We start from the raw sequence: 26,441 nt of genomic DNA, 5'->3' as shown, positions 1-26,441 counted from the left end.
ATCCCGGCGTGGTCGGTGCCGTCGCCGTCGGGCTCGCGACGTTCCGGGCGCCGGCGCTCGCCCGCCCGCGCCGGGTCCCGCTGCCGCCCGCGGTCCCCGGGTGGGCCGCCGAGGCCGACCGGGCGGCGGTCGCCGGGCGCCGGGCGCCCGGTCCCGGCGTCGGGTCCGGCAGGGACTGCCCTGTCGACCCGCTCGGCCCTGTCGACCCGCTCGGCCCTGTCGACCCGCTCGGCCCTGTCGACCCGCTCGGCCCTGTCGACCCGCTCGGCACGCCGCTCCCACGGCGGCTCGGTCCCGCGCGCGGCCGGCCGCTCGGGACGCGCCCAGGCGGGATGGGGCCGCCGCGGTTGTTCGGGCCCGCCCCGCCGCATCTGCTCGCGCTCGGCCCGGCGGGGCCACGGCTGCTGGTGTGGGGGAGGGGGCGCCACCCGACGGGGGGCACGGTCCGCGCTGCGCGAGTCGTCGACATCCACCGCGGGATCCACCCCCTGTCTGTCGCGTCACGATACCGGGATCGGCGGCCCCGGCCCGGAGATCGGCGGGAGCCTACTAAGAGTGACGGCGAGCACCGACCCCGCCCGGTCGCCGGCGCGCGGACCTGCGGGATCACGCTCGAGCTGTCGCTCCCGAATGAGCGACGGCCAGTGCGACGTAGGCCTCGGCGTTGCGCACCGTCGCAGCGCGCTCGTCGTCGGTCAGTTCGCGGCGGACCTTGGCCGGCACGCCCGCGACCAGCGAGCCCGGCGGCACCTCGGTCCCCTCCAGGACGACCGCACCGGCGGCGACCAGCGAGCCCGGCCCGATCACCGCACCGTTGAGTACGACCGCGCCCATCCCCACGAGGACGTCGTCACCGATCGTGCAGCCGTGCAGCACCGCACGGTGGCCCACGCTCACCCGCTCGCCCACGGTGACGGGGAAGCCGGGGTCGGCGTGCACGACGGTGCCGTCCTGGATGTTGCTGCGGGCACCGACGGTGATCGCGTCCATGTCGGCTCGCAGTACGCAGCCGTACCAGACGCTGGCCTGCTCGCCGAGCGTGACGCGGCCGATGAGCGTAGCGCCGGGGGCGGTCCAGGACTGCGGATGCGGGTCGGGGCGTGCCCCGTGGAACTCGATGACGGCAGGCTGCTCGGGCATGGGTCACTAAAGTAGACGCGGGACACGGGGCTCGGGGTGAGGAGATGACCGGATGGCGGCAGCCGACAGCACGGTCGACGCGCTGCTCGGGGCACTGCGAGCCCGCCTGCACCGGGAGCAGCGACTGCTCGTCGCCTTCTCCGGCGGAGCCGACTCCGCTCTGGTGGCCGCGGTCGCGTCGGAGGTCCTCGGCCCGGCCGCGGTGGCCGTGACCGCTGTGTCGGCGAGCCTGCCGCGGGCCGAGCGGGTCGCCGCGCGCGAGTTCACCCGGCAACGCGGTATCGGCCACGTCGAGGTGAACACCGACGAGCTCGACCGCCCGGAGTACGTGGCCAACGGGGGCGACCGGTGCTTCCACTGCAAGAGCGCCCTGCTCGATGCGCTGGTGCCGCTCGCCGAGCTGTCCGGGGCCACCATCGCGCTGGGTACCAACGTCGACGATCTCGGTGACCACCGGCCGGGTCAGCGGGCCGCCGCCGAGCGCGGTGCGATCGCCCCGATGGTCGACGTCGGGCTGACCAAGGACGACGTGCGCCGGATCAGCGCGCGACTCGGACTGCCCACGGCCGGCAAACCGGCCGCCGCCTGCCTGTCCTCGCGGGTCGCCTACGGGGATCCGGTCACCGCCGAGGTGCTCGCCCGGATCGAGGCCGCCGAGGCGGCGGTGCACCGGCTCGGGTTCGCCGTCTGCCGGGTCCGCGCCCACGCCCACGGGACCGTCGCCCGCCTCGAACTGCCGGCCGACGAGCTGGACCGGGCCGGCGCCCTGCGCGCCGAGCTGGACGCCGCGATGCGGGGCGCCGGATTCGAGTTCTGCGCGCTCGACCTGCAGGGCTTCCGCACCGGCCGGATGAACGTGGTGCTCGGGCTGCCGGCCGTGGCGGGTCCGTGACGGCGGACGCCGGGGACCCGGGCTTCGAGGACCTCGGTTACGCGCGGCCGGACACCGACCGCGAGGCCCGGCTGGGCCTGCCCGAGGTCGTCTACGGTCCCGGGAAGAGCGCCGCGCAGATGGCCGGTGTCGTGACGAGCCTGCTGGCCGCCAACTCCGGACCGGTCCTCGCGACTCGGGTCGAGCCCGACGTCGCCGCCCGGGTTCGCGCCGCGGTCCCCGGTGGCGGCTACGACGAGCCGGCCCGCCTGCTGTCCTGGCGGCGGGCCGAGCCGCTGGGGTTCGGGTTGCTGGTGGTGTCGGCCGGCACCTCGGACGCCCCCGTGGCGGCGGAGGCGGCCGCGGTCGCGGAGGTGATCGGGCTGTCGGTCACCCGGCTCACCGACGTCGGGGTGGCCGGGCTGCACCGGCTGCTCGCCGCGCGCGCCGAGCTGGCCGCGGCGGACGCCGTCGTCTGCATCGCCGGTATGGAGGGCGCGCTGCCCAGCGTCGTCGGCGGCCTCGTCGGATGCCCGGTGATCGCGGTGCCCACCTCGGTCGGCTACGGGGCGACGTTCGAGGGCGTGACGGCGCTGCTGGCGATGTTGTCCTCGTGCGCGGCGGGGATCACCGTCGTCAACATCGACTCCGGGTTCTCCGCCGCGATGGCGGCCCACCGCATCGCCGTGCGGAGCCGGCGGTGATCCTGTGGCTCAATCCGTTCAGCGGGATCTCCGGCGACATGCTGCTCGGCGCCCTGCTCGATCTCGGCGCGCCGCTGCAGGGCGTGCGCGACGCCGTCGCCGCGACCGGGCTGACGGGCTGGGACCTCACCGCTGAGCCCGCGCCGCGCGGCGCCCTGGTCGCCACCCGGGCCCGCGTCGCCGTGCACGACACCGCGACCGAGCGGCCCGCGGCCGCCTTGCTGGAGATGATCGCCCGGGCCCGCCCCGCGCCGGTGGCCGAGCTCGCCGCGCGGGCGGTGCGGGCGATCGCCGAGGTCGAGGGCCGGTTGCACGGCGTGCCCGTCGACGCCGTGCACCTGCACGAGATCGGCGGGGCGGACACGGTGGTGGACACCGTCGGCGTCGCGGCGGCGCTGCACCTGCTGGACGTGCGGGAGCTCCACTGCGGACCGCTCGCGCTGGGCAGCGGGACCGTGCAGACCCGGCACGGCACGCTGCCGCTGCCGGCCCCGGCGACCGCGGCGCTGCTCGCGGCGGCGGGTGCACCGGTGACATCGACCGGGTCGGTGGGGGAGACGGTCACCCCCACCGGCATCGCCCTGCTGCTCGCGGCCGGCGCCCGGTTCGGCCCGGTGCCCGAGATGACGGTCCGCGCGGCGGGCTACGGCGCCGGCGGCCGCGACGCCCCGGAGCGGCCCAACGTGCTGCCGGCGCTGCTGGGCACGGGTCCGGTTCCCGGCAGCGCCGGCAGCAGCCCGATGGTCCACCTCGAGTCCAATGTCGACGACGTGACCGGGGAGGTTCTCGGGCACCTGGTCGAGCGGCTGCTCGCGGCCGGCGCGGCCGATGCGTGGATCACGCCGATCGTGATGAAGAAGTCCCGGCCCGCGCACACCGTGCACGTGCTGGCCGATCCCGCCCGGGCGGGCGAGTGCGAGCGGATCGTGCTGCGCGAGACCGGCAGTCTCGGGTTGCGCCGCAGCACCGTCGACCGGCTCGCGTTGCCGCGGTCGACGGTGACCGTGGAGGTCGACGGTCAGCCGATCCGGGTCAAGAGCGGGCCGTGGGGTGCCAAGCCCGAGCACGACGACGTCGCCGCGGCGGCGGCCGTGCTCGGGCTGCCGCTGCGGGCGGTCGCGGAACGGGCGCTGCGCCGGCTCGATCCGGGGCCGTGAGCGGCCCTGCGGTCAGCCGCCTGTGACGATCTCGACCTCGGGTGGCTGCGCCAGGGTCCGGGTGACGTAGCAGACCCGTTGCGCGGCGGAGACCAGTCGGTCCAGCTCCTCCCCGCGCGGCGCCGCGGTGTGCACCTCGATGCGGAACGCGTCGAACCGTGGCCCGTCGTAGCGTCCGGTGACGTCGACCCGCAGGTCGGTGACCTCGATCCCGCGCTTGTCCGCGCTGTAGGCGATCGCCAGGGTGAAGCACGAGGCGATCGACGCGAGCAACAGCTCGGTCGGTTGCGGACCGGTTCCGGTGCCGCCCACCGAGGGGGGCTCGTCGGCCACCACCTCGAAGCCGCCGGCGTCCACGACGGCCCGCAGTTTGCCGTCCCAGCGCGCATGCACGCTGCGATGAGTCACACCCATCCGGGTCCCTTCCTTGCGGCTGCAACACTGGTGCAACCGACGTGGTGCATGGTGGCGGTCGTCACAACCCGGACAATCCTCTCGGGAGCTGTCGATGACGATCATCGCCCCTGCCCCCCTCCGCCTGCTGACGTGCCGGGGTGCGTGCCCGGCCGCCGCCCGCTTCCCGGAACACCATGACCGGCTGCTGAGCGTGGACACCGACATCGACGCGATGCTCGCCCTGGTGGAGCTGGCGGTCACCTGGCACGAACTGGACTACTCCGAAAGTCCGGTCGTGGGCCCCGCCGAATGGCTGCGGTTCGCCGACAACCACGACTGGACCTACCCTGACAGGGCGGAGCGCGTGTTCAGCCTCGCCGTCGACATCGTCGGGCGGCGCGCTGTCGGGCTGCCGCCGGAGGCCGCCGGACCCTCCCTGGCCAGCGTCGTCGACCTGGTCCGTGGCTGAACCGGGCCGGCTGGCGCGGTACGGATCAGTAGGCGAGGACACAGCTCTGATAGTAGATGCACGTTCACTATGCGATCTAGGGTTGAGCTGTGCCTGCCGCCTCTTTTCTTGATCTCCCCCGCCGTTCGGCGAAGCCGCGGGCCATCGGGCTGACCCACGTCCTGGATCCCGGTGCGGGCCGTGGGGCCACAGCCGACCTGCTGGAGTCGGCCGCCGCGCACATCGACATCTGGAAGGTCGGCTGGGGCACGGCCTACGTGGACACGGCGCTGGAGGCCAAGCTCGCGCTGCTGGCCCGCCACGACATCGCGGTCTGCCTCGGCGGGACGCTGCTGGAGATCGCCTGGGCGCAGGGGCGCGCCGGCGAGTGCCTGGACTGGGCGCGTGACGCCGGTTTCCGCCACGTCGAGGTATCCCGTGGAACCGTGGCGATGAGCCTGGCCGAGAAGCGCGCCCTGGTCACGCGTGCCAGCCGCGACTTCACGGTGCTGGCCGAGGTCGGCGCCAAGTCCCCCGGGGAGCAGCTCGCCGCCCGGCACTGGCCGGCCGAGTGCCGTTCCGACCTCGACGCCGGCGCGAGCCTGGTGGTCACCGAGGGCCGGCAGAGCGGCAACGTCGGTACGTTCGACGACGCGGGCCGGGTGCGTCCCGACGTCGTCGAGGCGGTGGTCTCCGCGATCGGCGTCGAGCGGGTGGTCTTCGAGGCCCCGCGTGCGGCGCAGCAGGCGTGGTTCATCCGCCGCTTCGGCCCGGACGTCAACCTGGGCAACGTCGCGCTGTCCGACGCGCTCTCGGTCGAGACGCTGCGGCTCGGCCTGCGTTCGGACACCGCCGCGGTCGACCGTCGGGACACGGCGGAATCGGAACTGGCGTGATGGCCCGGCAGGCCATGCGGATCGGCCCGAACTTCATCCCGAACCGCTACCGCGGGGTCTCGGTCAGCACGGTCCCCGCGGATGTGGGGCTCGACGAGGCCTCGCTGCGCGCACACCTGATGGGCCGCGACGCCTACCGGCGCACCCGCTTCGTGGTGGCGCGGGCGGGCGACGGGACCGGCGGCGTGGCCCTGCTGCACGTCACCCGCGCCTCCGACACCGAGCTGTTCTCCCCGGTGGTGGCGGTCGACCTGCTCGCCGGGCCCGACGAGTGCGCGTACGTCGTCGAACCCGAGGCCGACACCGGCATCCCGTCGGTACTCGCGGCGGTGGCGGCGCAGCGCGCCCCCGGGGTGCGGGCGGTCGTCGTGCAGGGCCGCTACGCCCACGTCAACTTCATCATCGACCCGAAGCCGCTGCGGGTCGTTGTCCGCGAGGTCGTCCCGCCGGAGCCGGCGAAGCTGCTCGACCAGGTCCGGCGGATCATCGCCGTCACCGAGAGCCTGCCGCCGATCGAGCTGGTCGGCGAGCTGACCGAGCTGGCCTCGCTGGCCGGCGAGCAGCCGTCCGGGCACTACCTGCTCCCGTGCCGCGGGTCGGGCGGCGAGGTCCCCGGGGCGACGGTGTCCTATCTGGACGAACACCCGGAGCGGGCGGACTGGACGTTGCTCGGGTGCACCCGATCGCAGCAGATCCACCGCTGGTTCTACGGCGAGGATCCGCCCACCGTCGACTTCTGCCCGAAGCGGGCGGTACGGGAGAGCGCCCCCGATGCCCTGACCCTCACCAAGTGCTGTCTGCAGGAGGAGCACGTGGAGTCCGGCGACGGGTGGGTGAGCGTGCCGTGGGGCTCCTCGCTCGAGCACATCCGCGAGGCGCTGGCTCTGCTGGTCGCGCAGGAGGACCCGCCGTGGGCACCCGTCTGAGCTCGTCGACTCTCTACGCGCACCTCTGGGGCACGCCGGAACTCGCCGCGATCTTCGACGAGCGCGCCATGCTTCAGTCCTGGTTGGACATCCTGGCCGCGCTGGCCCGGGCGCAGTCCACACTGGGCATCGTGCCGGCCGCGTCCGCGGCGGCGATCACGTCCGCCGCGAAGGTCGACGCGCTCGACCTCGACTACGTCGCCGAGCAGACCCGGGTCACCTCGCACTCCACCCTCGGGCTGATCCGGGGCCTGCTGCGGGTGCTGCCGGAGGAGGTCCGCGAGCACGTCTACGTCGGCGCCACCGTGCAGGACGTCTCCGACACCTGGTTCGGCGTGGTCATGCGGGACGTCGGGGCCATCGTGTACCGCGACCTGCGCGCGCTCGAGGCGTCCCTGCTCGAGCTGGCACAGGCCCACCGCGACACCGTGATGGCGGGCCGCACCCACGGCCAGCCCGGCGCCCCCATCACGTTCGGCTTCAAGGTCGCGTCCTGGGCCGACGAGGTGCGCCGGCACATCGAGCGGCTGCGCGACGGCCGCGATCGCTGGCTGGTCGGCCAGCTCGGTGGGGCGGTGGGTGCACTGGCGTTCTTCGGCCCGGAGGGCCCGCAGCTACGGGCCCGGTTCTGCGAGGAGGTCGGGCTGGCCGATCCGGGCATCTCCTGGCTCACCGCCCGCGACCGCATCGCCGAGTTCGGCAGCGTGCTGGCCATGGCGGCCGGGACGCTGGCCCGGATCGGCACCGAGGTCTACGAGCTCGCCCGCCCGGAGATCGGTGAGCTGGCCGAGGCCGCGCCGGCGGGTGCGGTCTCGAGCATCACGATGCCGCACAAGCGAAATCCCGAGGGCAGCGAGCACCTCGACACCCTCGCCCGGCTGGCCCGTTCGTCGGCCGCGGTGCTGGTGGAGGGGATGGTCGCCGGGCACGAACGCGACGGCCGGGCCTGGAAGGCCGAGTGGATCGCGCTGCCGGAGGTCTGCCAGCTCACCGGGACGGCGTTGCGGCTCGCCCGTTCGCTCGTCGACGGCCTCGAGGTGCACCCGGACGCGATGGCGCGCACCGTCGACCGCTTCGGTCCGGGGCTCGGGTCCGAGCGGGTGCTCGCGGGGCTCTCGGCGAAGATCGGCAAGCACCGCGCCCAGCAGGCGCTGCACGAGGTGCTGCGCGAGGACGGCCGGGACCCCGGGGATCTGGCCGAGGGCCTGGTCGCCCGCGGGCTCGCCACCGCGGACGAGGTCCGTGGCTGGGGTCGCGCGTCGGCCGTCGACGCCGCTGCCGGGATGGTCGACACCGTGCTGGAGCGGGCCCGCGCCGCGCGGGCCGGTGAGCCGGAGCGGTGGAGTTGAGCGCGTCCACCCCCGGCTGGGCGGCCCTTCCGCGGTTCCCCCTCGCGGTGCTCCCGACCCCGCTGGTCCGCGCCCACCGGCTCGAAGCCGCGCTGGGCTGCGGCCCGTTGCTCGTCAAGCGCGACGACCTGATCGGGTTCGGGGTCGCGGGGAACAAGGCCCGTCCGCTGGAGTACCTGATGGGGGCGGCCCGCGAGCAGGGTGCCGAGGTGTTCGTCACCGGCGGCGGGCCCGGCTCGAACTTCTGCGCGGCGGCCGCGCAGGCTGCGCGGGTCGCCGGGCTGGAGTGCGAGCTGATGGTGTGGGGCGACCCGGCGGGCGCACCCAACCTGGCCCTGGCCGCCGCGGCGGGCGCGCGGCTCGTGCCCACCGGGGGCGAGGTCCGGGAGGCGGTCGACGAGATGGTCGCCGCCCGGGCCGAGGAGCTCGCCGCGTCGGGCCGCCGCGCCTTCGCCGTCCCGCGGGGCGGCTCGACCGGGCTGGGCGCCGTCGGGTTCGCGGCCGCCGCCGCCGAGCTGGCGGCCCAGCTGACCGACCTGAACCCGGCCGCGCGACCGGCGCTGATCGTGTTCCCGATCGGCTCGGGCGGCAGCAGCGCGGGTCTGCTGGCCGGGCTCGCCGCCGTCGGCCTCGACATCCCGGTCCTCGGTGTCTCGGTGAGCCGGCCGCCCGCCGAGATCGGGCCGCGGGTGCACGAACTCGCCCGGGCCTGTGCGCAGCTCCTGGGTACCCCGGTACCCCGGCCCGAGCAGCTCGAGCTGCTCGACGCCCGCGGCCCCGGATTCGGCGTAGCCTCGCAGATCGAACGTGAGCGGGCCCGGCTCGTGCTGCACACCGAGGGGCTCCTGCTCGACGAGACCTACGGCGCCGAGGCGCTCTCCGCCGCCGTGGACCGGCTGCTCGGCGACCCACCGGGACCGGTCCTGTGGTGGCACACCGGCGGGCTGATACCCGCCGTCTCGACGATCATGAAGGGAACACGATGACCGGCGCCCGGCGCACCCGCCCCGAGGGGTTCCCGCAGAACGGCCCCGCGCCAGAGCTGATCGACTCCGGATTCGCGCTGGAGAACGCCGACGCGAGCTTCCTGCACCGCGGGCTCAACCTGGCCGACATCGCGCACGTCCTCGACCTCGACCGCCGCGGCATCGTCCCCGACGCGGCCGGCCGCGAGCTGCTGGCCCTGCTCCTCGACGTCACCGGCATCGAGCCGGAGGACTTCCCGTACGACCCGTCGCACGGCGAGCCCTACAACTCCCGGGAGCACTACTTCGTCTCCAAGATCGGCGACGTGGCCGGCTGGCTGCACGCCGGGCGCCCTCGCCGGGAGGCCGCGCGGGTCGCGCTGCGGCTGCACCTGCGCCGCCAGCTCACCGAGTTGGTCGCCGAGTCGGTCGCGTTCGCCCGCGACGCCACCGCGACGGCCGAGGAGCACGCCGAGACGCTGCTGCCCGACCAGACCTATCTGCAGCAGGCGCAGCCCTCGACGTTCGGGCACTACCTGCTGTCGTTCGTCTACTCCACCGTGCGTGACGCCCGCCGGCTGCTCGACGAGCTCGACTGGGTGGACTCCAGCCCGGGCGGCGCGGGTTGCGTGAACGGCACCCGGCTGCTGGAGGACCGCGGCCCGATCGCGTCGGCACTCGGCTTCGGCCGCGTCATCCCGCACACCCGCGACGCGATGTGGCAGGTGGACGGGCTGATCCACATCCTGGCCACCGCGGCCAGCCTGCTGTCCAACTTCTCCAAGCTGGCCGAGGACCTGGAGATCTTCTCCTCCTCCGAGTTCGACTTCGTCGACCTCGACGACGCCTACACGCGTTCGAGCATCCTGATGCCGCAGAAGCGCAACCCCTACGCGCTGGCGATCGTGCGCGGCGCATCCGGCGTGGTGATCGGTCGGCTCACCGGGTTCCTGGCCGTCACCAAGAGCCCGTCGGCGCGCAGCGACAACCTGATCTTCGCCTACGGCGAGGTGCCGCGGGCCCTGGACCTGAGCCTGCGCATCACCCGGTTGATGAGCGGCGTCGTCCGCACGCTGCGGGTCAATCCGGTGCGGATGCGCGAGGAGCTCGACCGCGGCTACACCCAGGCGACCGACCTGGCCGAGCATCTGGTGCAGCGGCTGGGGGTGGACTACCGGACCGCCTACGTCGTGGTGGGCAACACCGTGCGCGCGGCCGCCCGGGCCGGCATCCCCGGCGCCGACATCACCGGCGAGATGATCGACGACGCCGCGCTGGCGCACACCGGGCACTCGTGGGGGCTGTCCGGCGAGGACCTCTCGCAGGTGCTCGACCCGCTGCAGATCGTGGCCTCGCGGCAGGCCGAGGGCGGTGCCGCCCCGGCCGCGCTGGCGGACATGACCAGCGGGCTGCGCAAGGCTCTCGACGCGCTGGCCGCCGACGCCGATGCCCGCACGGCCGCCTTCGACCGTGCGGAGGACGAGCTGCTCCGGATCGCCCGGGAGAAGATCAGTTCTCGGGAACGGTGACCCAGACGGCCCTGGCCGGGTCCGGGCCGGGGTTGGACCAGCGGTGCTCGACGTGTGTCGGGAAGTGCAGGGACTCGCCGGCGGCGACGGTGTAGGTCTCGTCTTCGATGGTGAACGTGAGCCGGCCGTCGAGGACGACCACCAGGTTCTCCCCGGCGGCCGGCCGGCCCACCCGCTCGGTTCCGGGCTCGAGCCGGGTGACCGCTCCGGACGCCCGGAACCGGTCGGCGGGGCCGGTGATGGTCACGGAGCTGGTCGCCGAGCCGGTCGCCGCCGGGCCCCCGGCGGGGGCCCGCGTGTGCACGGCCAGCGGGCGCGTGTCGGTGTCGTCGGAGACGAAGTGCCGGATCGGAGTGCCGAGCGCGCCCGCGATCTTCAGCAGGGTGGTGATCGTCGGGACCATCTCGCTGCGTTCCACCTTGTGCACCGCCGCGGCCGAGACGTCGGCCAGGTGTGCCAGTTGCTGCAGCGTCAGGCCGCGGTCCCGACGCAGGGTGCGGACCTTGGGGCCGATCGAGTCGACCACGAGTTCCCAACCTGGAATCGAGGCGGGTCGGGAGCGGACCATGCGCTCTCCTCGACTCGGTGATTTGACAGCCATCGGCCGTTGAGTATGGTAAAAATCGCTCCCACGATAGTGGATGAAGGCTGCTAAACCTCAGCATAGACGGTGGAAGAAGGTTCCGACGTGCCGCGCAAGACAGTGATCATCGGTGGGGGAGCGGCCGGGCTCGGCTCCGCGGGCGGCGTGAAGGCCTCCGATCCCGGAGCCGATGTCGTCGTCTATACGCAGTTCGAGGACGTTGCCTACTCCCCGTGCGGGATCCCCTACGTCCACGGCGGCGAGATCGACGACTTCCAGAAGCTGTTCCTCGCGGGCAAGCAGGCGTACGTGGACGCGGGCATCGACGTCCACTACGAGACCGAGGTGACGGCGATCGACACCGCCGCCAAGACGGTCACCGTCGCTGGCGAGGGCACCGTCTCCTACGACAACCTGATCATCGCCACCGGCTTCGAGTACGCCGACCCCGGCGTTCCGGGCGGTGACCTGGGCGGGCTCTACTACGTCAAGAACATCCGCAAGGCGATGGAGTGGGACAAGGTCATCGCGGAGGCCAAGCGCGCGGTGGTCGTCGAGGCCGGCCCGCTCGGCCTGGAGATGGTCACCGCGCTCGCCCACCGCGGCATCGAGACGCACCTGATCGACCCCAACCCCTACGCGCTGTCGCAGATGGCCGACCCGGACATCATGGCCCCGGTCGAGGAGTCGTGGCGCGAGCTGGGCGTGCACCTGCACTTCAACACCACGCTCGAGGCCTTCCTCGGTGACGACAAGGGCCAGGTCCGGGCGGTCAAGACCTCCGAGGGCGAGATCCCCGCGGACCTCGTCGTGGTGGCCACGCACAAGACCCCGAACAACAAGCTGGCCGCGGCCGCGGGCATCAAGCTCGGCTCCACCGGCGGCATCATCGTCGACGAGCGGATGAAGACCTCCGCGCCGAACGTCTGGGCCGCCGGCGACGCCGTCGAGATCCCGCACGGTCTCGCCGGGACCCCGCTGCAGGGTCTCACCGGCTCGCACGCGTACGCGCAAGGCAAGACCGCCGGCGCCAACGCCGGTGGTGGTGACCGAACCTACCGCGCGGTCTACGTCCCGTGGGGAACCCCGGCGGGCAAGTGGGTCATCGGTGGCGCCTCCTTCGGCGAGGCCACGGCCACGGCGCTGGGCATCCCGTACGTGAAGGGCGAGGCGCAGGGCATCTCCCGCGCTCGCTACTACCCGGGTGTGCAGCCGGTCCGGGTCAAGCTGCTGGCCGAGCCGGGCACGCTGCGCCTCATCGGTGCCCAGATGATCGGCGGCGGCGAGGGGATCAAGGAGCGCGCCGACTTCCTCGCCCAGGCGATCCGCTTCGGCTTCACGCTGCACGACCTGTCGACGATGGAGAACGTCTACTCGCCGGCCATCGGCGCGTTGAACGAGCCCATCGTCGTCGCCGCGACCAACGGCCTCGAGAACGCGAAGAAGGGCTGAGAATGTCCGCCTTCTTCCGGTGGCTCCGCCACAACTCCGAGCACTACCTGCTCGTCGCCGCGCACCAGAAGCTGGCGAAGACGCAGGGATCGCCGGCTCCGCGCCCCCCGAAGGGTCTGAAGGAGGTCTTCTGGCTGAAGATCTTCGCTCCGACCTACAGCCTGCTCCCCTGGCCGCTGCGCAACAAGATCATGAAGGCCATGCCGGGCAGTCACCGCAAGACGTGGGCACCGCCACCCCGTTTACAGGGCCCAGCGGTCTGACCCTCGAGCATCACCCCCTCAACACAGAAGGAGAACCACCGTGGTTCAGATCGTCGGTGAGCGGGCCCAGCCGGGCGACGCGATCGTTGACTACGAGTCGAAGATGTTCGACGACATCCAGGCCAACGAGGGCGAGAAGGCCTACATCTTCATGCACACCGTGCCCTACGAGGGTTCGGTCGGCCTGGTCAACATGCTCACCTGTACCCGCATCAACCGGAAGGGCTTCGACACCACCCTGGTGCTCTACGGCCCCGGCGTTCAGATGGCGTCGGCCACCCGTGGCTTCCCGACCGTGGGCGCCGAGGCCTTCCCGGGCCACATGGCCTACAACAACCAGCTGCAGACCTTCATGAAGGAGGGCGGCAAGGTCCTCGCCTGCCGCTTCGCCATGGCCGCCCTGTACGGCATGCGCGAGACCGACCTGCTCGAGGGCGTGCAGGCGATCCACCCGCTCGACGTGCTCGACTGCAACCTGACCGCCCGCCGTGAGGGCGCGCTGGTCATGCAGACCTGGACGCTCTGAACTCGTCTCCACTTACCATCGGTAACGGGCGGGCGGGTCTCCCGGGGTGTCCCTGGGGGGCTCTGCCCGCCCGTCGCCGTTGGAGATCCCTCGTCGTACAGGAGTAGCCGTGCAGGCTCACAACGCCGGAACGCACCAGCCCGCCGTGGAGCCCGCCGTGGCCCGCGCCCGCAACCTCTGGCGGGCCGCCGAAGACCGTCTCTACCCCACCCTCATCTCCGACCCGTCCTCCTACCAGCGCGCGATCGCCGACGTCCAGGCCGTCGTGGCGGAACTGCGCAAGCGCTGTGACGGAGTGCACGAGCTGATGGCCGTCGAGGCCAACCCGGACGATGTGATCGCCGCCGCCTGCCCCGCGGGCACCGTGATCCCCGTCGACCTGCTCATCGCCGTCGGGTGCGGCATGGCCGACCGCGAGATGGCCGCCGAGCGGGAACGCCGCCGGCGGATCGAGATCATCGAGGCCGCCCGCGCCGCAGGACAGGAGTGGGTCGTGCTCGCCGGACCCGACCGCCCGACCGCGCTGCACGAGGGCCGGCTCGTCGAACTGCACGTCCCGTCCGGGACGATCCTGGAGGCGTCGGTCGATCCGTGGTCCGGCGGTGACCCGTACCGCGTCGAGGTCACCATCACCGCCAAGGACGGGCAGCACCAGTTGCTCTCCCGCGACTTCGACCAGCGGACCGACTGGCTGATCGAGTACGGGCGTTGCCGAGCCGACATCGCGGAGAACGGCACCGGCCCGGCGCTGGAGGCCTCGTGACCGCCGCGCCGGAGACGAGCCGGACCGCATGCCTGCTCGTGCGCGACGCGGCCGACCGGGCCGCCCATCACGCCATCCGCCACGCCGTGTTCGTCACCGAGCAGGGTGTGTTCGCCGAGGACGACCACGACGTGCACGACGCGGACCCGCGCACGTTGCATGTGCTCGGTCTCGTCGGCGGCGTGCCCGCCGGCACCGTGCGACTGTTCCCGCTGGAGCGGGAGGGCGAGCCGGCCGGTGACTGGCAGGGCGACCGGCTCGCCGTCCTGGCGGACTTCCGCACCTCCGGACTCGGCGCCCCGCTGGTGCGCTTCGCCGTGGCGACCGCGGCCGCGCACGGCGGGCGGCGGATGATCGCGCACGTGCAACCGGCGAACGAGACGTTCTTCCGCAGGCTCGGCTGGACCCGGAGGGGGGAGCCCGAGATGTACGTCGGCCATCCCCACCTGCTGATGGACATCGATCTGCAGGCCGCCGCAGGACGCGGCTGAGGGGCGACTTCTCAGGCCGTCCGGGGCGGCGGCAGCAGCAGCCGGCCGCCGGACGCGAACGAGTCCCGCAGCTCGCGGGGCAGCGACTCCGCGATGCGCCCGACCGCGGCGCGTTGCGCGTCCGGCGGGCCGAGCTGGGCGATGAGCAGGTCCGACCCGGTGGACCCGGCGACGGCCGCGGCCTCCTCGGCGCGGCCCAGCCGCGCCAGCGCCAGCGCCTCGTACTTCGACGACGAGTAGTTGCGCGCCTCCGCCAGCAGGCTTTCGGCCTGGCTCGGGTCCCAGCGCGAGCGCATCTCCAGCAGCCGCATCGCCGCCCGGGGCCGGAACGGCAGCGACCGGTCGAGCATCGGGGCCGCGGCCTCGACCGCCGCCGCGGCGTCGTCGTCGCGGCCGAGCAGCAGGTCGCAGTCGGCCACGGCGAGCAGCGCGTGCAGTTCCTGCTCGAGCTCGAGCGCGCCGCCACCGCGACGGGCCAGGTCGACGGCCTGCACGGCGTGGTCGCGGGCGCGCTCGACCTGGCCGAGCTCCTGCCAGATCCACGACGTCGTGGTCTCGATGCCGGCCCGGTAGAAGCCGACCCGGTCGGCGTCGATGAGCCGCCGCGCGTTGTCGAGCGCGCGCAGCGCCCCGGCGAAGTCGCCGGAGTCGCCGCGGGCCAGCGCGGTGAAGAACAGGGTCTGCAGCAGCGGCCGGAACTCGCCGGTCCGCCGGCACAGCACCGCGGCCCGCGCCAGCACCGCCTTGGCCTCGGCGAACCGGTCCTGGTGCTGCAGCAGCGCGCCGCGGTAGGCCAGCGCGAGCGCGGTCGTCGTCTCCCCGGGCTCGGCGGCGAGCACCTTCTCGTAGGCCGCCCCGGCACCCGCATAGTCGCCGTCCCAGTGCCGCACCCGGCCGAGCAGCAGCGTCGCGCTGGGCAGCGCGCCGGGCGCGGCCGCGGCCGACTCGGCCAGCTCGGTGGCCTGCTCGGCGAGGTCGACGGCGACGAGGGCGTCGCGGGCGTACAGCGCGGCCCAGCCCAGCTGCTCCAGCACCCGCGCCTCGAGCTCGGAGTCGCCCAGCTCGCGGGTCAGCGCGAGCGCCGCCTCGTGGTCGGCCCGCGCGTCCTCGTGCCGGCCGAGGTCGGAGCGGGCCTGGCCACGCCGCAGCAGCGCCACCACGAGCTGGCCGTCGTCGCCGGAGGCACGGGCGGCGTCGATGGCCTGCCCGAGCAGCTCCTCGGACTCGCTGTTGGCGAATGCGAGGTGCGCGGCGTGCGCGGCGATCAGCCAGGCGCGCGCGGCGGAGCCCCAGTCCCGGGCCGCGGCCAGGTGCCGGGCGGCCGACTCCGGCCGGGACTCCAGCAGCTTCGCCGCGCGCCGGTGCCGGCTGATCCGCACCGGCTCGGGCACCGACTCGTAGGCGACCTGTCGCACGATGTCGTTGGCGAACCGGAAGCTCTCGCCCTGCTCCACGAGCAGCCCGGCCCGCAGCGCGCGGCTGGCCCGGCGGGCGCAGTCCTCGACGTCGAGCCCGCTGAGTGAGGCGACCTCGTCGAGGGAGAACGTCACGCCCAGCACCGCGCCCTGGGCCAGCAGCAACGCGACGTCCTCACCCGCGTGGGTCAGGCGCTCGGCGACCGCCTCGTGCAGGGAGCGCGGGATGGTGACGGCGCCGGGGGGCATGGGGACGTGCGCGGGATGACGTAGCAGCTCGGTGAGGAACAGCGGCGAGCCACCGGTCCAGGAGTAGAGCCGGTCGGCGTCGTAGGACAGACCGGAGCGGCGCACCAGGGTGGTGACGTCGTCGGCCGACAGCGGCCCGAGCTCGAACCACTCGGCGACGTCGCGCAGGGACCCGGTGACCGGCGGGTCCTCGGAGGTCCGCTCGGTGAGGACCACCATCGACCGGCTGCCCTCCCAGTGCATGGCCAGCAGGTGCAGCGCCTCCACCGTGGACCGGCCGGCGTGCTGCATGTCCTCGACGACCAGCAGTACCGGCTGGCGGGCGGACAGCCGGACGAAGAACCCGGCCAGCGCATCGAGGCTGCGCCGGTGCTCCAGCTCGGGCCCGGCGCGCGCGTAGGGCGTCTCACCCACCATCTCGGTGAGCTCGGGGACCAGCTCGGTCAGGGTGCCCAGCCGGGTGCCGGCCAGCTCACGGATGTCGGCCGGGCTCATCCGGTGGATCACCGTCCGGGTCGCCTCGACGAGCGGTTGCAGGTACAGCGAGCGCTCGGCCTCGAAGCAGCCGACGGTGAGCACCAGACCCCCGGTGCGACGCGGTTCGGCCGCGAACGCCGACACCAGCGCGCTCTTGCCGATCCCGGCCTCGCCCGCGATCACGGCCAGCGCGGGTGAGCCCGCGGCTGCGCCCGCCCAGAGCGAGCGCAACTCGGCCAGCTCGCGGTCGCGCCCCACGATCGGCTCCTGCTCGGGGCTGCCGGCGTGCGGGTGCCGGGTGGGCTGGTCCGCCGAGGCGGGGTTCTCCGACCGCAGCACCGACAGGAACAGCGACTGGGTGACGGGGGAGGGGTCGCTGCCGAGCTGCTCGGACATCGCGAGCCGCAGCGACCGGTAGGCCACGAGCGCCGCCGCGGAACGGCCGGCCCGCTGGTGGCCGAGCATCACGGTCCGGCAGGCCTCCTCGTCGAACGGGTCGTCGCGCAGCGCCGCCGAGGCCACCTCGACGGCCGTGTCGTGGGCCTGCAGCTCCAGGGCGGCCGCACTCCAGCAGATGCGGGCGCGGCGCAGCCATCGGCGCACCGAGCGGCGCAGGTCCTCCACCCAGCGGTCGTCGTGCTCACCGGCCATCGCGACGTCGGCGTCGAGCAACTTCGCGGCGTGCTCGGCGCTCGTCGAGGCCAGCGCGTAGCGGCCGTGGGCGAGTTCGAACTCGGCCGTCTCCACCAACTCGGCGGCCTCGTAGAGGTCGATGCTGACGTCGTCGGCCACGAGCCGGTATCCGGCCGCGGAACCGTCGATGCGGTCGCGGCCCAGGGCCCGGCGCAACCTGCTGATCAGCGCGGCCACGTTGCGGTCGGCGCGCTCGGGCGGATCGCCCTCCCACAGCGCGTCGACGAGCGTGCCCACCGAGACGAACTCGCCGTGGCGTTCCGCGAGCACAGCGAGCGCCCGTCGCGCCTTGCCTGGTGGCATCGGCGCCGCCAGCTCGCCCTCGACGGTGAAGGGGCCGAGCAGACGCAGCCGCAGGGCCGTACTCACGAGTCGACTCTACCCGGGAAGGCCCCCCAGGTGAGCCGTCGGGACGCCGGGACGACCCTGGTCCGGACCGTGCCGTCTACTATAGTAGAAATTCAATCTCTGATCGTGAATTCGGGTGCTGTACCCCGACCTGGAGGAGGACAGCGTTCCATGTCCAGAACCGCCGTCGTAGCCCTCGGCGGCAACGCCATCACCCGGAGCGGGCAGGCCGGGACCTTCGCCGAGCAGTCGGAGAACGCCCGGGCCATGGCCGCCGCGGTGTGTCGCATGCTCGACGCCGGATGGTCGGTCGTGCTCGTGCACGGCAACGGGCCCCAGGTCGGCAACCTCGCCATCCAGCAGGAGGCGGGCGCCGATCGCGTCCCCGAACTGCCGCTGTTCTGGCTGGGCGCGATGACCGAGGGCCAGCTCGGCTGCCTGCTCACCCTCGCGCTGCACGAATGCGGTGAGGGCCGGCTGCCCGGCGTCGTCTCGGTCATCACCCACACCGTCGTCGACTCCGACGACCCGGCGTTCAGCCGCCCCACCAAGCCGATCGGCCCGTTCTTCGACGAGGCACAGGCCCGCAAGCACGCCGAGGAGCAGGGCTGGACCGTCGCCGAGGACGCCGGCCGCGGCTACCGCCGGGTGGTGGCGTCGCCGCGACCGCAGCGGATCGTCGAACTCGACGCGATCCGCGCGCTCGTCGACCAGGGGATGATCGTGGTCGCTGCGGGCGGCGGCGGCATTCCGGTGGTCGAGGACGGGAACGGCTACCGCGGCATCGATGCGGTGATCGACAAGGACCTCGCCGCGCAGCGGCTGGCCAGCGCCCTCGACGCCGACGCGCTCGTGCTGATCACCGACGTCGAACAGGTGATGCTCGACTACGGCACCCCGAACGCCCGGGGGATCACCGAGATGACCGTCGACGAGGCCCAGACCCACGCCGACGACGGCCAGTTCCCTGAGGGCAGTATGGGCCCGAAGATGCGGGCTGCGATCCAGTTCCTCCGCGAGGGGGGACGCACCTCGGTGATCACCAACGCGGAGCGCGCCTGCGCCTCACTGGACTCCGCCGGCGGCGACGCCGGCACCCGCATCGTCGCCTCCGACACCCGAATGGGAGCAGTATCGTGATCCACTCCGTTCGCGTCTACGCCGACACGTACGTCGACTCGGTCATCCAGCTCTCGGGGACCCGGGCACTGCGCGGCTCCGAGGGCGTGGACTGGGCTGCGGCCGCGATGGCCACCCCGGGCAACCTGGAGACGCTGGAGGCGGAGGGCTTCGACCTCTCCGAGCTGTCCGGCGCCGGGGCCAACGACCTGTTCATCGCCATCCGCGCCGAGTCCGAGGAGGCCGCTGACACCGCCCGTGAGGCCGGCGAGACGGCGATGTTCTCCGCCCGCGGGGGCGGTGACGGCGAGTCGGCGGCCGAGAAGCCGGCCCGCACCCTCGCCGAGGCCATCGCGCGCCAGCCCGGCAGCAACGTCGCGGTGATCTCGGTGCCCGGCGACTACGCCGCCCTCGAGGCGCACAAGGCGCTGTCGGCCGGACTCGACGTGCTGCTGTTCAGCGACAACGTGCCGGTCGAGGCCGAGATCGAGCTCAAGGACCGGGCCAACCGGCTCGGCCGGCTCGTCATGGGGCCCGGCGCGGGCACCGCGATGCTCGGGCACACCTGCCTGGGCTTCGCCAACGTCGTCAGCAAGGGCCGGGTCGCGGTGGTCGCGGCCGCCGGTACCGGCGCCCAGGAGGCCGCCGGGCTGGTCGACCGCTGGGGTGCCGGCGTCTCGCACGTGATCGGACTGGGCGGGCGCGACCTCAACTCCAAGATCGGCGGCCGGATGGCGCTGTCGGCGGTGAAGGCGCTCGTCGAGGACGACCGGACCGACGTCATCCTGCTGGTATCCAAGCCGCCGGCCGTCGAGGTCGCGCACGCGGTGGTCGAGGCGGCGGCGGGCAAGCCGCTCGTCGCGGCGCTGATCGGCGTGCCCGAGGACTTCTCCGCCCCCGAGGGCGTCGTCGTCACCCGCACCCTGGAGGCCGGCGCGGTGGCCGCGATGGCCGCCGTCGGCACGAAGGCCCCCGACGTGACCGAGGGTCTCGTCGACCGGGTACGCGAACTGGCCGCCGACCTGTCCGAGGAGCGGAAGCTGGTCCGCGGCCTGTTCTCCGGCGGCACGCTCTGCTACGAGTCGCTGGTCGTCCTGGCCGACGTGCTCGGCGACGTGTACTCCAACACCCCGATCGACAAGAAGCTGGGCCTGCCCGCGCCCGAGCACACGCACACCTGCCTCGACCTGGGCGAGGAGGAGTACACCAAGGGCCGGCCGCACCCGATGATCGACCCGGAGGCCCGGATCGAGCTGCTCAAGGAGCAGGGCGCCGATCCGGAGGTTGCGGTGATCATCCTCGACGTCGTGCTCGGCCACGGCGCGCACCCGGACCCGGCCTCGGAGCTGGCGCCGATCTGCGCCGACATCATCGCCGGCGGCGGCCCGAAGGTGATCACCTACGTGCTGGGTACCGAGCAGGACCCGCAGGGCTACGAGCGGCAGCGCAGGGCGTTCGAGGAGGCCGGCTGCCTGGTCACCGAGACCGCGGCCCGCGCCTCGCTCGCCGCGGCCGCGCTGGCCACCCGCAACCCCGAGTTGGCGGCGACCGCGCTGTGACCAGGGGGCTGGCACTCATCACCCACTCGACGAAGCCGCGCGGTGGCTTCGTGCACACCCTGAGCCTGGCCGAGGCGCTGCACCGGCAAGGTGTCGACGTGCACCTGGTCGCCGTGGGCGATCCCGCGGCCGGGCTGTTCCGGCCGACCGACGTGCCGTACACGGTGCTCCCCGCGCCGTCCAAGGTCGGCACCACGCTCGACGACCGGGTGTTCGCCGCGATCGACACCCTCGAAGCCGGGCTGGCCGGGATGGCCGGCCGGTTCGACGTGCTGCATGCGCAGGACTGCATCGCCGCCCGGGCCGCGGCTCGGGTGCGCGATGCCGGTGCCCCGGTCACGGTCGTGCGCACCGTGCACCACGTCGACGACTTCACCACCCAGGCGCTGATCGACTGCCAGCGCGCGGCCATCGTCGAGCCCGACCGGGTCCTCGTCGTCAGTGAGCAGTGGCGCGGCATCCTGCGCGACGAGTACGGCCGCGGCACCGACGTCGTCCCCAACGGCGTCGACGTCGACCGGTTCCCGGCTCCGTCGCAGGACTACCGGGACGCGCTGCGGGATCGGATCGGAGCCGGCCCGGACGCGGCGAACGGGAAGTTCGTCTTCCTCGCCGTGGGTGGCGTGGAACCCCGCAAGGGCACCGTGCACGCGTTCCGGGCCCTCGCGCAGCTCAAGCGCGAGCGGGGCCCGCGGGCGGTGCTCGCGATCGTCGGCGGGCACTCGTTCCAGGACTACACCGCCTACCGCGAGGCCGCGCTGGCCTCGCTGCCCGAGCTGGGGCTCACCCTCGGCGAGGACGTCGTGCTGCTCGGCACGGTGGACGAGACCGAACTGGCCGGGTGGTACCACGCCGCCGACGCGCTGTCGTTCCCGTCGGTCAAGGAGGGCTGGGGGCTCGTCGTGCTGGAGGCGATGGGCGCCGGGCTGCCGGTGATCGCGTCGGACCTGCCGGTGTTCGGCGAGTACCTCGTCGACGGGGAGAGCGCGCTGCTGCCGGCCGTGGGCGACCCCGACGCGCTCGCCGCGGCGATGCGCACGATGATCGACGACCCCGCACTCCGGCAGCGTCTTTCCGCCGCCGGCCGCGCGGTGCTGCCCAGGTTCACCTGGGAGGCCAGCGCCCGCCGCCACCAGCAGATATACGCCCAGGTGAGAGCACGCGCCGCCGCCTAACCCGCTGATCAAGGGGAAAGGGGTGCGCGTTGATCTCCACGCGCACCCCTTTCCCCTTGATCGCCGCCTTCGGGGGCGGGGGCAGCCGGGAATGACGACGAAGGGCCGGGACGCATCGCGTCCCGGCCCTTCGGCCGTGCGAGGGGTCAGTGGCCGTGCCCGTGGCCGTGGCCGTGCTCCTCGTCGTCGCGGTGGTCGTAGCCCGCGGGACGGGCGGCGAGCTCACCGGCGCGGGCGGTCACCTCGTCGGCGAACACGGTCCCGTCCGCGGCCAGCACGTCCTCCAGGGCGCCGAGCCAGTGCTGGTAGTAGTTCCAGCACTCGCCCTCCGCGTGGCCCTTCTCCCAGGCCGCGATCCGCGCGATCAGCGCGGCCTGGAACTGCGACCACTCGAAGGCGCCCGCGTCGTGCAGGCTGACCGCCATCCCGAAGGCGCGGCTCTCCCACGGCTCGGCGAAAACCAGCTCGCCGTTCGACCGCGGCGGCGCAGCCGGCCCGTCGATCGCGAGCGGGGCGGTCATGGCGCCTGAACCTTGGCCACGCCCACCAGGGCGTCGCGGGTGATCAGCGGGACCAGCTCCTCCTCGGAGAGGTTCTCGGTGCCGGCCGGGCGCTCGGGAAGCACCAGCCAGCGAACCTCGCTGCTGGAGTCACGCACGATGATCTCGACGTCGTCGGCCAGATCGAGGCCCATCTCGGAGAGGACCTTGCGGGGCTCCTTGACCACGCGGGCCCGGTAGGCCGGGTCCTTGTACCACGACGGCGGCAGGCCCAGGACCGGCCACGGGTAGCACGAGCACAGCGTGCACACGGTGACGTTGTGCGTGGTCGGCGTGTTCTCCACGACCACGATGTGCTCGCCCTGCGGACCCGCGAAGCCGAGCTCCTTGATCGCGGCGGTGCCGTCGTCGAGCAGGCGCTTCTTGTACTCCGGGTCGGTCCACGCCTTGGCGACGACCTTCGCCCCGTTCAGCGGGCCGACGTTGGTCTCGTAGTTGGCGATGAACTTGTCCATCACCGCGGGGTCGACGAGGCCGCGCTCGGTGAGCAGCTGCTCCAGGGCCTCGGTGCGCAGGGAGGCGGGGATCCGCGCGGTGGGTTCGGTGGTGCTCATTCCACTGGCTCCAGGTAGCTCTCGAACAGCTCGATGGTGAGCTGGAACGACTCGGCGTCGGCACCCCACAGCTCATGGGAGTCGAAACGCACCGAGTAGACGTGCTGGGCGTTCTCGCCCTGGAAGTGCGCATGCGTGTCCGGCAGCAGGGCCGCGGGCTGGATCACCTCGACGACGCCGGTGTGGCCCCGCACGTAGCGGGGGAGGCGGGTGTGCCCGGCCGGCGAGACGTCCTTCGCCCGGACCATGTCGCCGACGGCGAACCGGGGCGCGTCCTCGACCGTGCGCAACGAGCCGGCGGCGGTGGGCGCGTAGTCGGGCTTGTTCGGCTCCGGAACCGGGGGCTCCTCGACGTCCTCGCCGCGCAGCTTGCGGGCCCGGGCGTCGATGGCGCCCGGCGCCAGGATGGCGCTGTCGGTGAGCATCAGCTCGGCGGCGTTGAGCCAGCGGCCGTAGTACCCGTCGTCGAGGTACGCGGTGCGGTCGAGCCGCTCCAGGGCGTGCCGGAAGGCGTCGAGGTTCTGGCCCGAGACGCGACCCATCGTGAGGAGCGTCAGTGCGAACGCCCGCCCCTCCCAGGTCTCGGCGAACACGGGCTCGTCACGGGTCGGCGCCGCGACCGCTCCCCAGCCGTCGGTGCCGCCCATGTCGGCGATCCCGTCCATCACACCACCTCTCTGAGATCTACGATGAAGAATTGATTTTCACGATAGTGGATGGAGACGTTCCCCACTCAGTCCCGGTCGGTGCCGGACAGGCGCCGGTCCAGGTCGTGCAGGGCCGAGACGAAGCACTCGACCGGGGCGGCCGCCACACCCGCGCCGACCTGCCCGGAGCCGTCGCTGATGTGCAGGATCCCGGTGGTCACCTTCGGCGTGATGCCCAGCTCCACGACCTTGCGCACATCGACACCGAGCGGGGTCCCGACGAAGCCCATCGGCGGCAGGGTGAAGCGGCTGCTCTTGCCCGCGCAGATCGCCTGGAAGCCCTCGGTGGCGGCGGCCGCGTCGGCCATGGTCCCGCCGAGGAACGCCGCGACCGCGGGTGAACCGCCGGCGGCCGGGCCGCCCATGCCGGTCAGCTCGAGGACGGCGCTGTCGCCGATGTCCTTGGCACTGGTCTCCGGCCCCTGGCCCGAGTAGTACATGGCCTCGCCGACCGGCGGGGCCTCGGTGATGTGCCAGTCGGGCGACCCGGCGAGCTTGATGCCGAAGGTCGTCCCGTTGCGCGACATCGTGGTGACGATGCTGGAGCCCTCGACCTGCTGGGCCCACAGCTGCAGCGACTTCGCCGCGGCCATCGCCAGGTTGAGGAAGAACAGGTGGTTGCCGCCCAGGTACTGGGCGAAGGACTCCCGGGCGTCGTCCGGCAGCGCCGCGATGTGCGGCAACCAGGTGCGGGTCAGCAGGTTCGTGGCGGCCTGGGTGCGCATGTGCAGGTCGTCGCCCATGGTGATGCCCTGGGCGGCGATCGCGAGGATGTCCAGCGGCCCAGCGGCTTCCACGATGCGGCGGACGGCCGGCCCGCCGATCTCGGCGAGGAACCGCAGCCGGGCGATCGCGGCGTCGGTCTCGCGGCCGAACCAGGCGACCTCGCCGGGGCCCTGGTTGATCGAGGAGAACGCCCGCGTGCCGCCCTCACGGTTCTCCACGACGAACACCGGCTGCGACGGCCCGACGGCGCTGGCCATCGGGACGACGGCGTCGTGGTGGTTGGCGGCGTCGAGCGTGATCTCACCGCGCGCCAGCAGGCCGTTGGCCTCCTCCACATCGGATGCCCAGCCCTCGGCGACGACGGCGGCGCGCATCGAGCGACGCAGCGGATCGCAGTGGTCGAGGTAGGGCAGCGTGGGCCCGGAGTGCAGGATCATCCGGCCCGCGTAGCCGGGCACTGCCTCGCCCACGGTCGAGATGCCGACGAGCTGTGGGACGCCCTCGTTCAGCCGGCGCACCACCTCGGCGTTCGCCTCGTCGATGGCGGCGGCGTGGTCGCCGTAGAGCCGGCCGAGCGCGGCCACGGCGGCGAGGTCGCCGCCGGCCGGGATCCGCCAGTCGACGTGCTGTACCGGCCGTCCCTGCTCCCGGATCGCATCGGCGAACATCGGCAGCCCGACGTTCACCACTTCGACCTCGTCCGGCAGTGCGAGCTGGGTCATCCGGTCGTCCTCCTCGGGTCCGCGTCAACTCTCATAGTAGAGGGACGAACACTATCGGAGAAACGGCAGGTGGTGAGGGGGGCTAGGTCGGCCGGGCTGCGGCGATCACCTGCGTCAACGCCGCGTGCAGGTCATCGAGCTCGCTCAGCTTCATGCCCAGTCGCTCGATGATCGCGGGCGGCACCTTCTCGGCCTCTGCGCGCAGTGCCCGGCCGGCGTCGGTCAGGGTGACGGCGAGCGTGCGCTCATCGGTGGGGCTGCGCCGTCGCTGCACGAATCCCGCTGCCTCGAGCCGCTTGAGCAGTGGGGACAGCGTTCCCGGGTCGAGCTGCAGCAGCCCGCTGAGCTCCTTGACCGACAGCGGGGAGCGCTCCCAGAGTGCGAGCATGACCAGGTACTGCGGATGGGTGAGTCCCATCGGTTCGAGCAGCGGGCGGTAGATCGCCACCACGCTGCGCGCCGCGACGGAGAGCGCGAAGCAGACCTGGCGGTCGAGTCGCAGCAGATCGGAGTCGATCAGCTCGTCGGCTGCGTCACTCGCGAGTTGCTGCGCCACGGTGACAGCGTACCGTTGATTAGTACGCAAAACATTGGGCCGCCTCGCACACGTGGGCGGTCCCGACGTCGGAGCGGTGATCGTATGGCGGGTACGGATCAGGACGGGCGGAGGCGCCCCGGGCCGATCCGGTGGGTGGCGTATGCGCTGGGTTTCGGCCTGCCCCCGAAACACCGGAGCTGGGTCCTGCACGACGTCACCACGAAGACCTGGCAGCTGCGCCACCTGGCCCGCACGGCCGTGCAGCTCGCCCCGATCGCGGTTCTGCTCTTCGTGCTGATCCCCGGACCCGCCTGGGTGCGCGGGGCCGCCGTGCTGTCCGGGCTGTTGCTCGGCTTCTTCTACTCGATCGCCTACATGTACGAGACGGCTGAGCACCGCGCAGTCAAGGCCGGCTACCCGCAGGGCACCGCCGCTGCCGTGCGCGGCGAAGCCACCGCCGACCGGCGCGAGGCCCGGCAGCGGCGTTACGCCGAGCGCTGGCGCGAACTCCCCCCTACCTGACGCTCCCAGCCCGGCCGTATGTCGTGATCGTCCGGGGCTGACTCTCTCACCGGTTGACCTGATGGGGCGATCTCGTGCGGTCTGCCGGTCGGGCCTTCCGGCCTGCGCGTAGGTCCGATCCTGGCGTCGACCGGACGTGCCCGCTCACGATCGTCAATCGCGGGACACGGGTTGCACCCGTGCAGCTGTGGTCCGGAAAATTCTGATCCTGATGGGGGTCGGAGAGCCGGGAGCCGCGTCCCGTCGAGGTCCCCACCGATCATCGAGCACGCCGTTCCTGCCCGGCCCGGCTCGGCCCGGGCGAATTCTGACCCGCTCAGCCCTCGGCGCCGAGGGGTCGCCGCCGGGCCCGTGGCCGGGCCGGGCGGTGCCCGCGCCGACCCCGTCCGGCTCCAGCCGGAGCATGATCGATCTCGTGGGGGCATGGGCTGCACCGGTGCCGGTCATGTCCCTCGATCGCCGATCTCGGGCCCGGTTGGCCGGTCTGCCGGCCCGCGGGCCGGGCCGCCGGCCGCGTTGTCCGGCCGGACCGCCGGCCGCGTTGTCCGGCCGGACCGCCGGCCGCGTTGTCCGGCCGGACCGCCGGCCGCCGCGGGGTGGGCCGGTCCCGGGCCCGGG

The 26,441-nt window shown here is 73.2% G+C and carries 27 protein-coding genes and 1 pseudogene; 18 read left to right on the top strand and 10 right to left on the bottom strand.

Annotated features, from left to right (window positions below; translation table 11 throughout):
- Together HF519_RS30530 and HF519_RS20725 are read right to left on the bottom strand one after the other, a co-directional pair.
- Positions 1-473 (bottom strand): annotated as a pseudogene (locus HF519_RS30530) (hypothetical protein); the annotation flags it as partial.
- Positions 474-606: 133 nt separating this feature from the next.
- Positions 607-1,140, bottom strand: coding sequence for a gamma carbonic anhydrase family protein (locus HF519_RS20725; RefSeq protein ID WP_169414645.1), 534 nt, complete (start codon positions 1,138-1,140; stop codon positions 607-609).
- A 52-nt stretch (positions 1,141-1,192) separates the two neighbouring features.
- On the opposite strand from HF519_RS20725, the gene larE reads away from it, so the two are divergent.
- The 3 genes from larE to larC are packed head-to-tail and all read left to right on the top strand — an operon-like array spanning position 1,193 to position 3,872.
- On the top strand, positions 1,193-2,032 hold the full coding sequence (larE, locus tag HF519_RS20720; RefSeq protein WP_169414644.1) for an ATP-dependent sacrificial sulfur transferase LarE: 840 nt from the start codon (positions 1,193-1,195) through the stop codon (positions 2,030-2,032).
- Positions 2,029-2,715: a nickel pincer cofactor biosynthesis protein LarB gene (larB, locus tag HF519_RS20715; RefSeq protein ID WP_169414643.1), complete on the top strand. Its 687-nt coding sequence runs from the start codon at positions 2,029-2,031 to the stop codon at positions 2,713-2,715. Before larE ends, larB begins: the two co-directional genes overlap by 4 nt.
- Positions 2,712-3,872: a nickel pincer cofactor biosynthesis protein LarC gene (gene larC, locus HF519_RS20710; protein WP_169414642.1), complete on the top strand. Its 1,161-nt coding sequence runs from the start codon at positions 2,712-2,714 to the stop codon at positions 3,870-3,872. The genes larB and larC overlap by 4 nt, the downstream gene beginning before the upstream one ends.
- Positions 3,873-3,884: 12 nt before the next feature.
- Here larC and HF519_RS20705 read toward each other — a convergent pair whose 3' ends face one another.
- Positions 3,885-4,286, bottom strand: coding sequence for an OsmC family protein (locus HF519_RS20705; protein WP_169414641.1), 402 nt, complete (start codon positions 4,284-4,286; stop codon positions 3,885-3,887).
- Positions 4,287-4,380: 94 nt separating this feature from the next.
- On the opposite strand from HF519_RS20705, the gene HF519_RS20700 reads away from it, so the two are divergent.
- The 6 genes from HF519_RS20700 to HF519_RS20675 all read left to right on the top strand — a co-directional run bounded on the left by HF519_RS20700 (position 4,381) and on the right by HF519_RS20675 (position 10,381).
- Positions 4,381-4,737: a hypothetical protein gene (locus HF519_RS20700; protein WP_169414640.1), complete on the top strand. Its 357-nt coding sequence runs from the start codon at positions 4,381-4,383 to the stop codon at positions 4,735-4,737.
- A gap of 89 nt (positions 4,738-4,826) precedes the next feature.
- Positions 4,827-5,612, top strand: coding sequence for a phosphosulfolactate synthase (locus HF519_RS20695; RefSeq protein WP_169414639.1), 786 nt, complete (start codon positions 4,827-4,829; stop codon positions 5,610-5,612).
- Positions 5,612-6,538, top strand: coding sequence for an XcbA family protein (locus HF519_RS20690; protein ID WP_211170335.1), 927 nt, complete (start codon positions 5,612-5,614; stop codon positions 6,536-6,538). Before HF519_RS20695 ends, HF519_RS20690 begins: the two co-directional genes overlap by 1 nt.
- Positions 6,523-7,887 carry a class-II fumarase/aspartase family protein gene (locus HF519_RS20685; RefSeq protein WP_169414638.1) on the top strand — a complete coding sequence of 455 codons (1,365 nt, stop codon included), beginning with the start codon at positions 6,523-6,525 and terminating at the stop codon, positions 7,885-7,887. Before HF519_RS20690 ends, HF519_RS20685 begins: the two co-directional genes overlap by 16 nt.
- Positions 7,884-8,873 carry a 1-aminocyclopropane-1-carboxylate deaminase/D-cysteine desulfhydrase gene (locus tag HF519_RS20680; protein WP_169414637.1) on the top strand — a complete coding sequence of 330 codons (990 nt, stop codon included), beginning with the start codon at positions 7,884-7,886 and terminating at the stop codon, positions 8,871-8,873. The genes HF519_RS20685 and HF519_RS20680 overlap by 4 nt, the downstream gene beginning before the upstream one ends.
- Positions 8,870-10,381, top strand: coding sequence for an argininosuccinate lyase (locus tag HF519_RS20675; protein WP_169414636.1), 1,512 nt, complete (start codon positions 8,870-8,872; stop codon positions 10,379-10,381). Before HF519_RS20680 ends, HF519_RS20675 begins: the two co-directional genes overlap by 4 nt.
- Here HF519_RS20675 and HF519_RS20670 read toward each other — a convergent pair.
- A complete protein-coding gene (locus HF519_RS20670) occupies positions 10,362-10,949 on the bottom strand; it encodes a helix-turn-helix domain-containing protein (RefSeq protein WP_169414635.1) in 588 nt (195 codons plus the stop codon). The genes HF519_RS20675 and HF519_RS20670 overlap by 20 nt on opposite strands.
- 120 nt (positions 10,950-11,069) lie before the next feature.
- Between HF519_RS20670 and HF519_RS32995 the strand changes: the two genes are divergently transcribed.
- From HF519_RS32995 to HF519_RS20645, 5 genes are all read left to right on the top strand, one after another.
- Entirely contained in the window at positions 11,070-12,416 is a 1,347-nt protein-coding gene (locus HF519_RS32995) for an FAD-dependent oxidoreductase (RefSeq protein WP_169414634.1), read from the top strand.
- Between the two features lie 2 nt (positions 12,417-12,418).
- The gene (locus HF519_RS20660) at positions 12,419-12,679 is read left to right on the top strand and encodes a hypothetical protein (RefSeq protein WP_169414633.1); all 261 of its coding nucleotides are present in this window, start codon (positions 12,419-12,421) and stop codon (positions 12,677-12,679) included.
- A 40-nt stretch (positions 12,680-12,719) separates the two neighbouring features.
- The gene (locus HF519_RS20655; RefSeq protein ID WP_169414632.1) at positions 12,720-13,205 is read left to right on the top strand and encodes an MSMEG_0572/Sll0783 family nitrogen starvation response protein; all 486 of its coding nucleotides are present in this window, start codon (positions 12,720-12,722) and stop codon (positions 13,203-13,205) included.
- 109 nt (positions 13,206-13,314) lie between these two features.
- Positions 13,315-13,968, top strand: a complete 654-nt coding sequence (locus tag HF519_RS20650; protein WP_169414631.1) for a hypothetical protein — start codon at positions 13,315-13,317, stop codon at positions 13,966-13,968.
- The gene (locus HF519_RS20645) at positions 13,965-14,459 is read left to right on the top strand and encodes an MSMEG_0567/Sll0786 family nitrogen starvation N-acetyltransferase (RefSeq protein ID WP_169414630.1); all 495 of its coding nucleotides are present in this window, start codon (positions 13,965-13,967) and stop codon (positions 14,457-14,459) included. Before HF519_RS20650 ends, HF519_RS20645 begins: the two co-directional genes overlap by 4 nt.
- Positions 14,460-14,470: 11 nt before the next feature.
- Here the strand turns inward: HF519_RS20645 and HF519_RS20640 are convergent, their stop codons facing one another.
- Complete coding sequence (locus HF519_RS20640; protein WP_169414629.1) at positions 14,471-17,662, bottom strand: ATP-binding protein; 3,192 nt, start codon at positions 17,660-17,662, stop codon at positions 14,471-14,473.
- Between the two features lie 150 nt (positions 17,663-17,812).
- Between HF519_RS20640 and arcC the strand changes: the two genes are divergently transcribed.
- Genes arcC through HF519_RS20625 form a run of 3 tightly spaced genes read left to right on the top strand, consistent with a single transcriptional unit; the run spans position 17,813 to position 21,494 of the window.
- Positions 17,813-18,781, top strand: a complete 969-nt coding sequence (gene arcC / locus HF519_RS20635; RefSeq protein ID WP_169414628.1) for a carbamate kinase — start codon at positions 17,813-17,815, stop codon at positions 18,779-18,781.
- Positions 18,778-20,319, top strand: coding sequence for an AllF/FdrA family protein (locus HF519_RS31615; protein ID WP_312860241.1), 1,542 nt, complete (start codon positions 18,778-18,780; stop codon positions 20,317-20,319). Before arcC ends, HF519_RS31615 begins: the two co-directional genes overlap by 4 nt.
- A complete protein-coding gene (locus HF519_RS20625; RefSeq protein ID WP_169414627.1) occupies positions 20,316-21,494 on the top strand; it encodes an MSMEG_0565 family glycosyltransferase in 1,179 nt (392 codons plus the stop codon). The genes HF519_RS31615 and HF519_RS20625 overlap by 4 nt, the downstream gene beginning before the upstream one ends.
- 146 nt (positions 21,495-21,640) lie before the next feature.
- Here HF519_RS20625 and HF519_RS20620 read toward each other — a convergent pair whose 3' ends face one another.
- The 5 genes from HF519_RS20620 to HF519_RS20600 all read right to left on the bottom strand — a co-directional run bounded on the left by HF519_RS20620 (position 21,641) and on the right by HF519_RS20600 (position 25,283).
- Positions 21,641-22,015 (bottom strand): nitrile hydratase accessory protein, encoded by a 375-nt coding sequence (locus HF519_RS20620; protein WP_169414626.1) that lies wholly within the window; start codon positions 22,013-22,015, stop codon positions 21,641-21,643.
- Positions 22,012-22,608, bottom strand: coding sequence for a nitrile hydratase subunit alpha (gene nthA, locus HF519_RS20615; RefSeq protein WP_169414625.1), 597 nt, complete (start codon positions 22,606-22,608; stop codon positions 22,012-22,014). Before nthA ends, HF519_RS20620 begins: the two co-directional genes overlap by 4 nt.
- Positions 22,605-23,273 (bottom strand): nitrile hydratase subunit beta, encoded by a 669-nt coding sequence (nthB, locus tag HF519_RS20610; RefSeq protein WP_169414624.1) that lies wholly within the window; start codon positions 23,271-23,273, stop codon positions 22,605-22,607. The genes nthA and nthB overlap by 4 nt, the downstream gene beginning before the upstream one ends.
- Before the next feature lie 68 nt (positions 23,274-23,341).
- Positions 23,342-24,763, bottom strand: a complete 1,422-nt coding sequence (locus HF519_RS20605; protein ID WP_169414623.1) for a YlbE family protein — start codon at positions 24,761-24,763, stop codon at positions 23,342-23,344.
- A gap of 82 nt (positions 24,764-24,845) precedes the next feature.
- A complete protein-coding gene (locus HF519_RS20600; protein WP_169414646.1) occupies positions 24,846-25,283 on the bottom strand; it encodes a MarR family winged helix-turn-helix transcriptional regulator in 438 nt (145 codons plus the stop codon).
- A 120-nt stretch (positions 25,284-25,403) separates the two neighbouring features.
- Here HF519_RS20600 and HF519_RS20595 point away from each other — a divergent pair, with 120 nt between their 5' ends.
- Complete coding sequence (locus HF519_RS20595) at positions 25,404-25,823, top strand: DUF5313 family protein (protein WP_169414622.1); 420 nt, start codon at positions 25,404-25,406, stop codon at positions 25,821-25,823.
- Positions 25,824-26,441 lie beyond the last annotated feature (618 nt).

Origin of the sequence: Pseudonocardia bannensis (assembly GCF_012911875.1) — a bacterium.
GTDB lineage: Bacteria > Actinomycetota > Actinomycetes > Mycobacteriales > Pseudonocardiaceae > Pseudonocardia > Pseudonocardia bannensis.
Note: the sequence above shows the minus strand (reverse complement) of the source record. Positions and strands in the feature narration are given on the sequence as shown.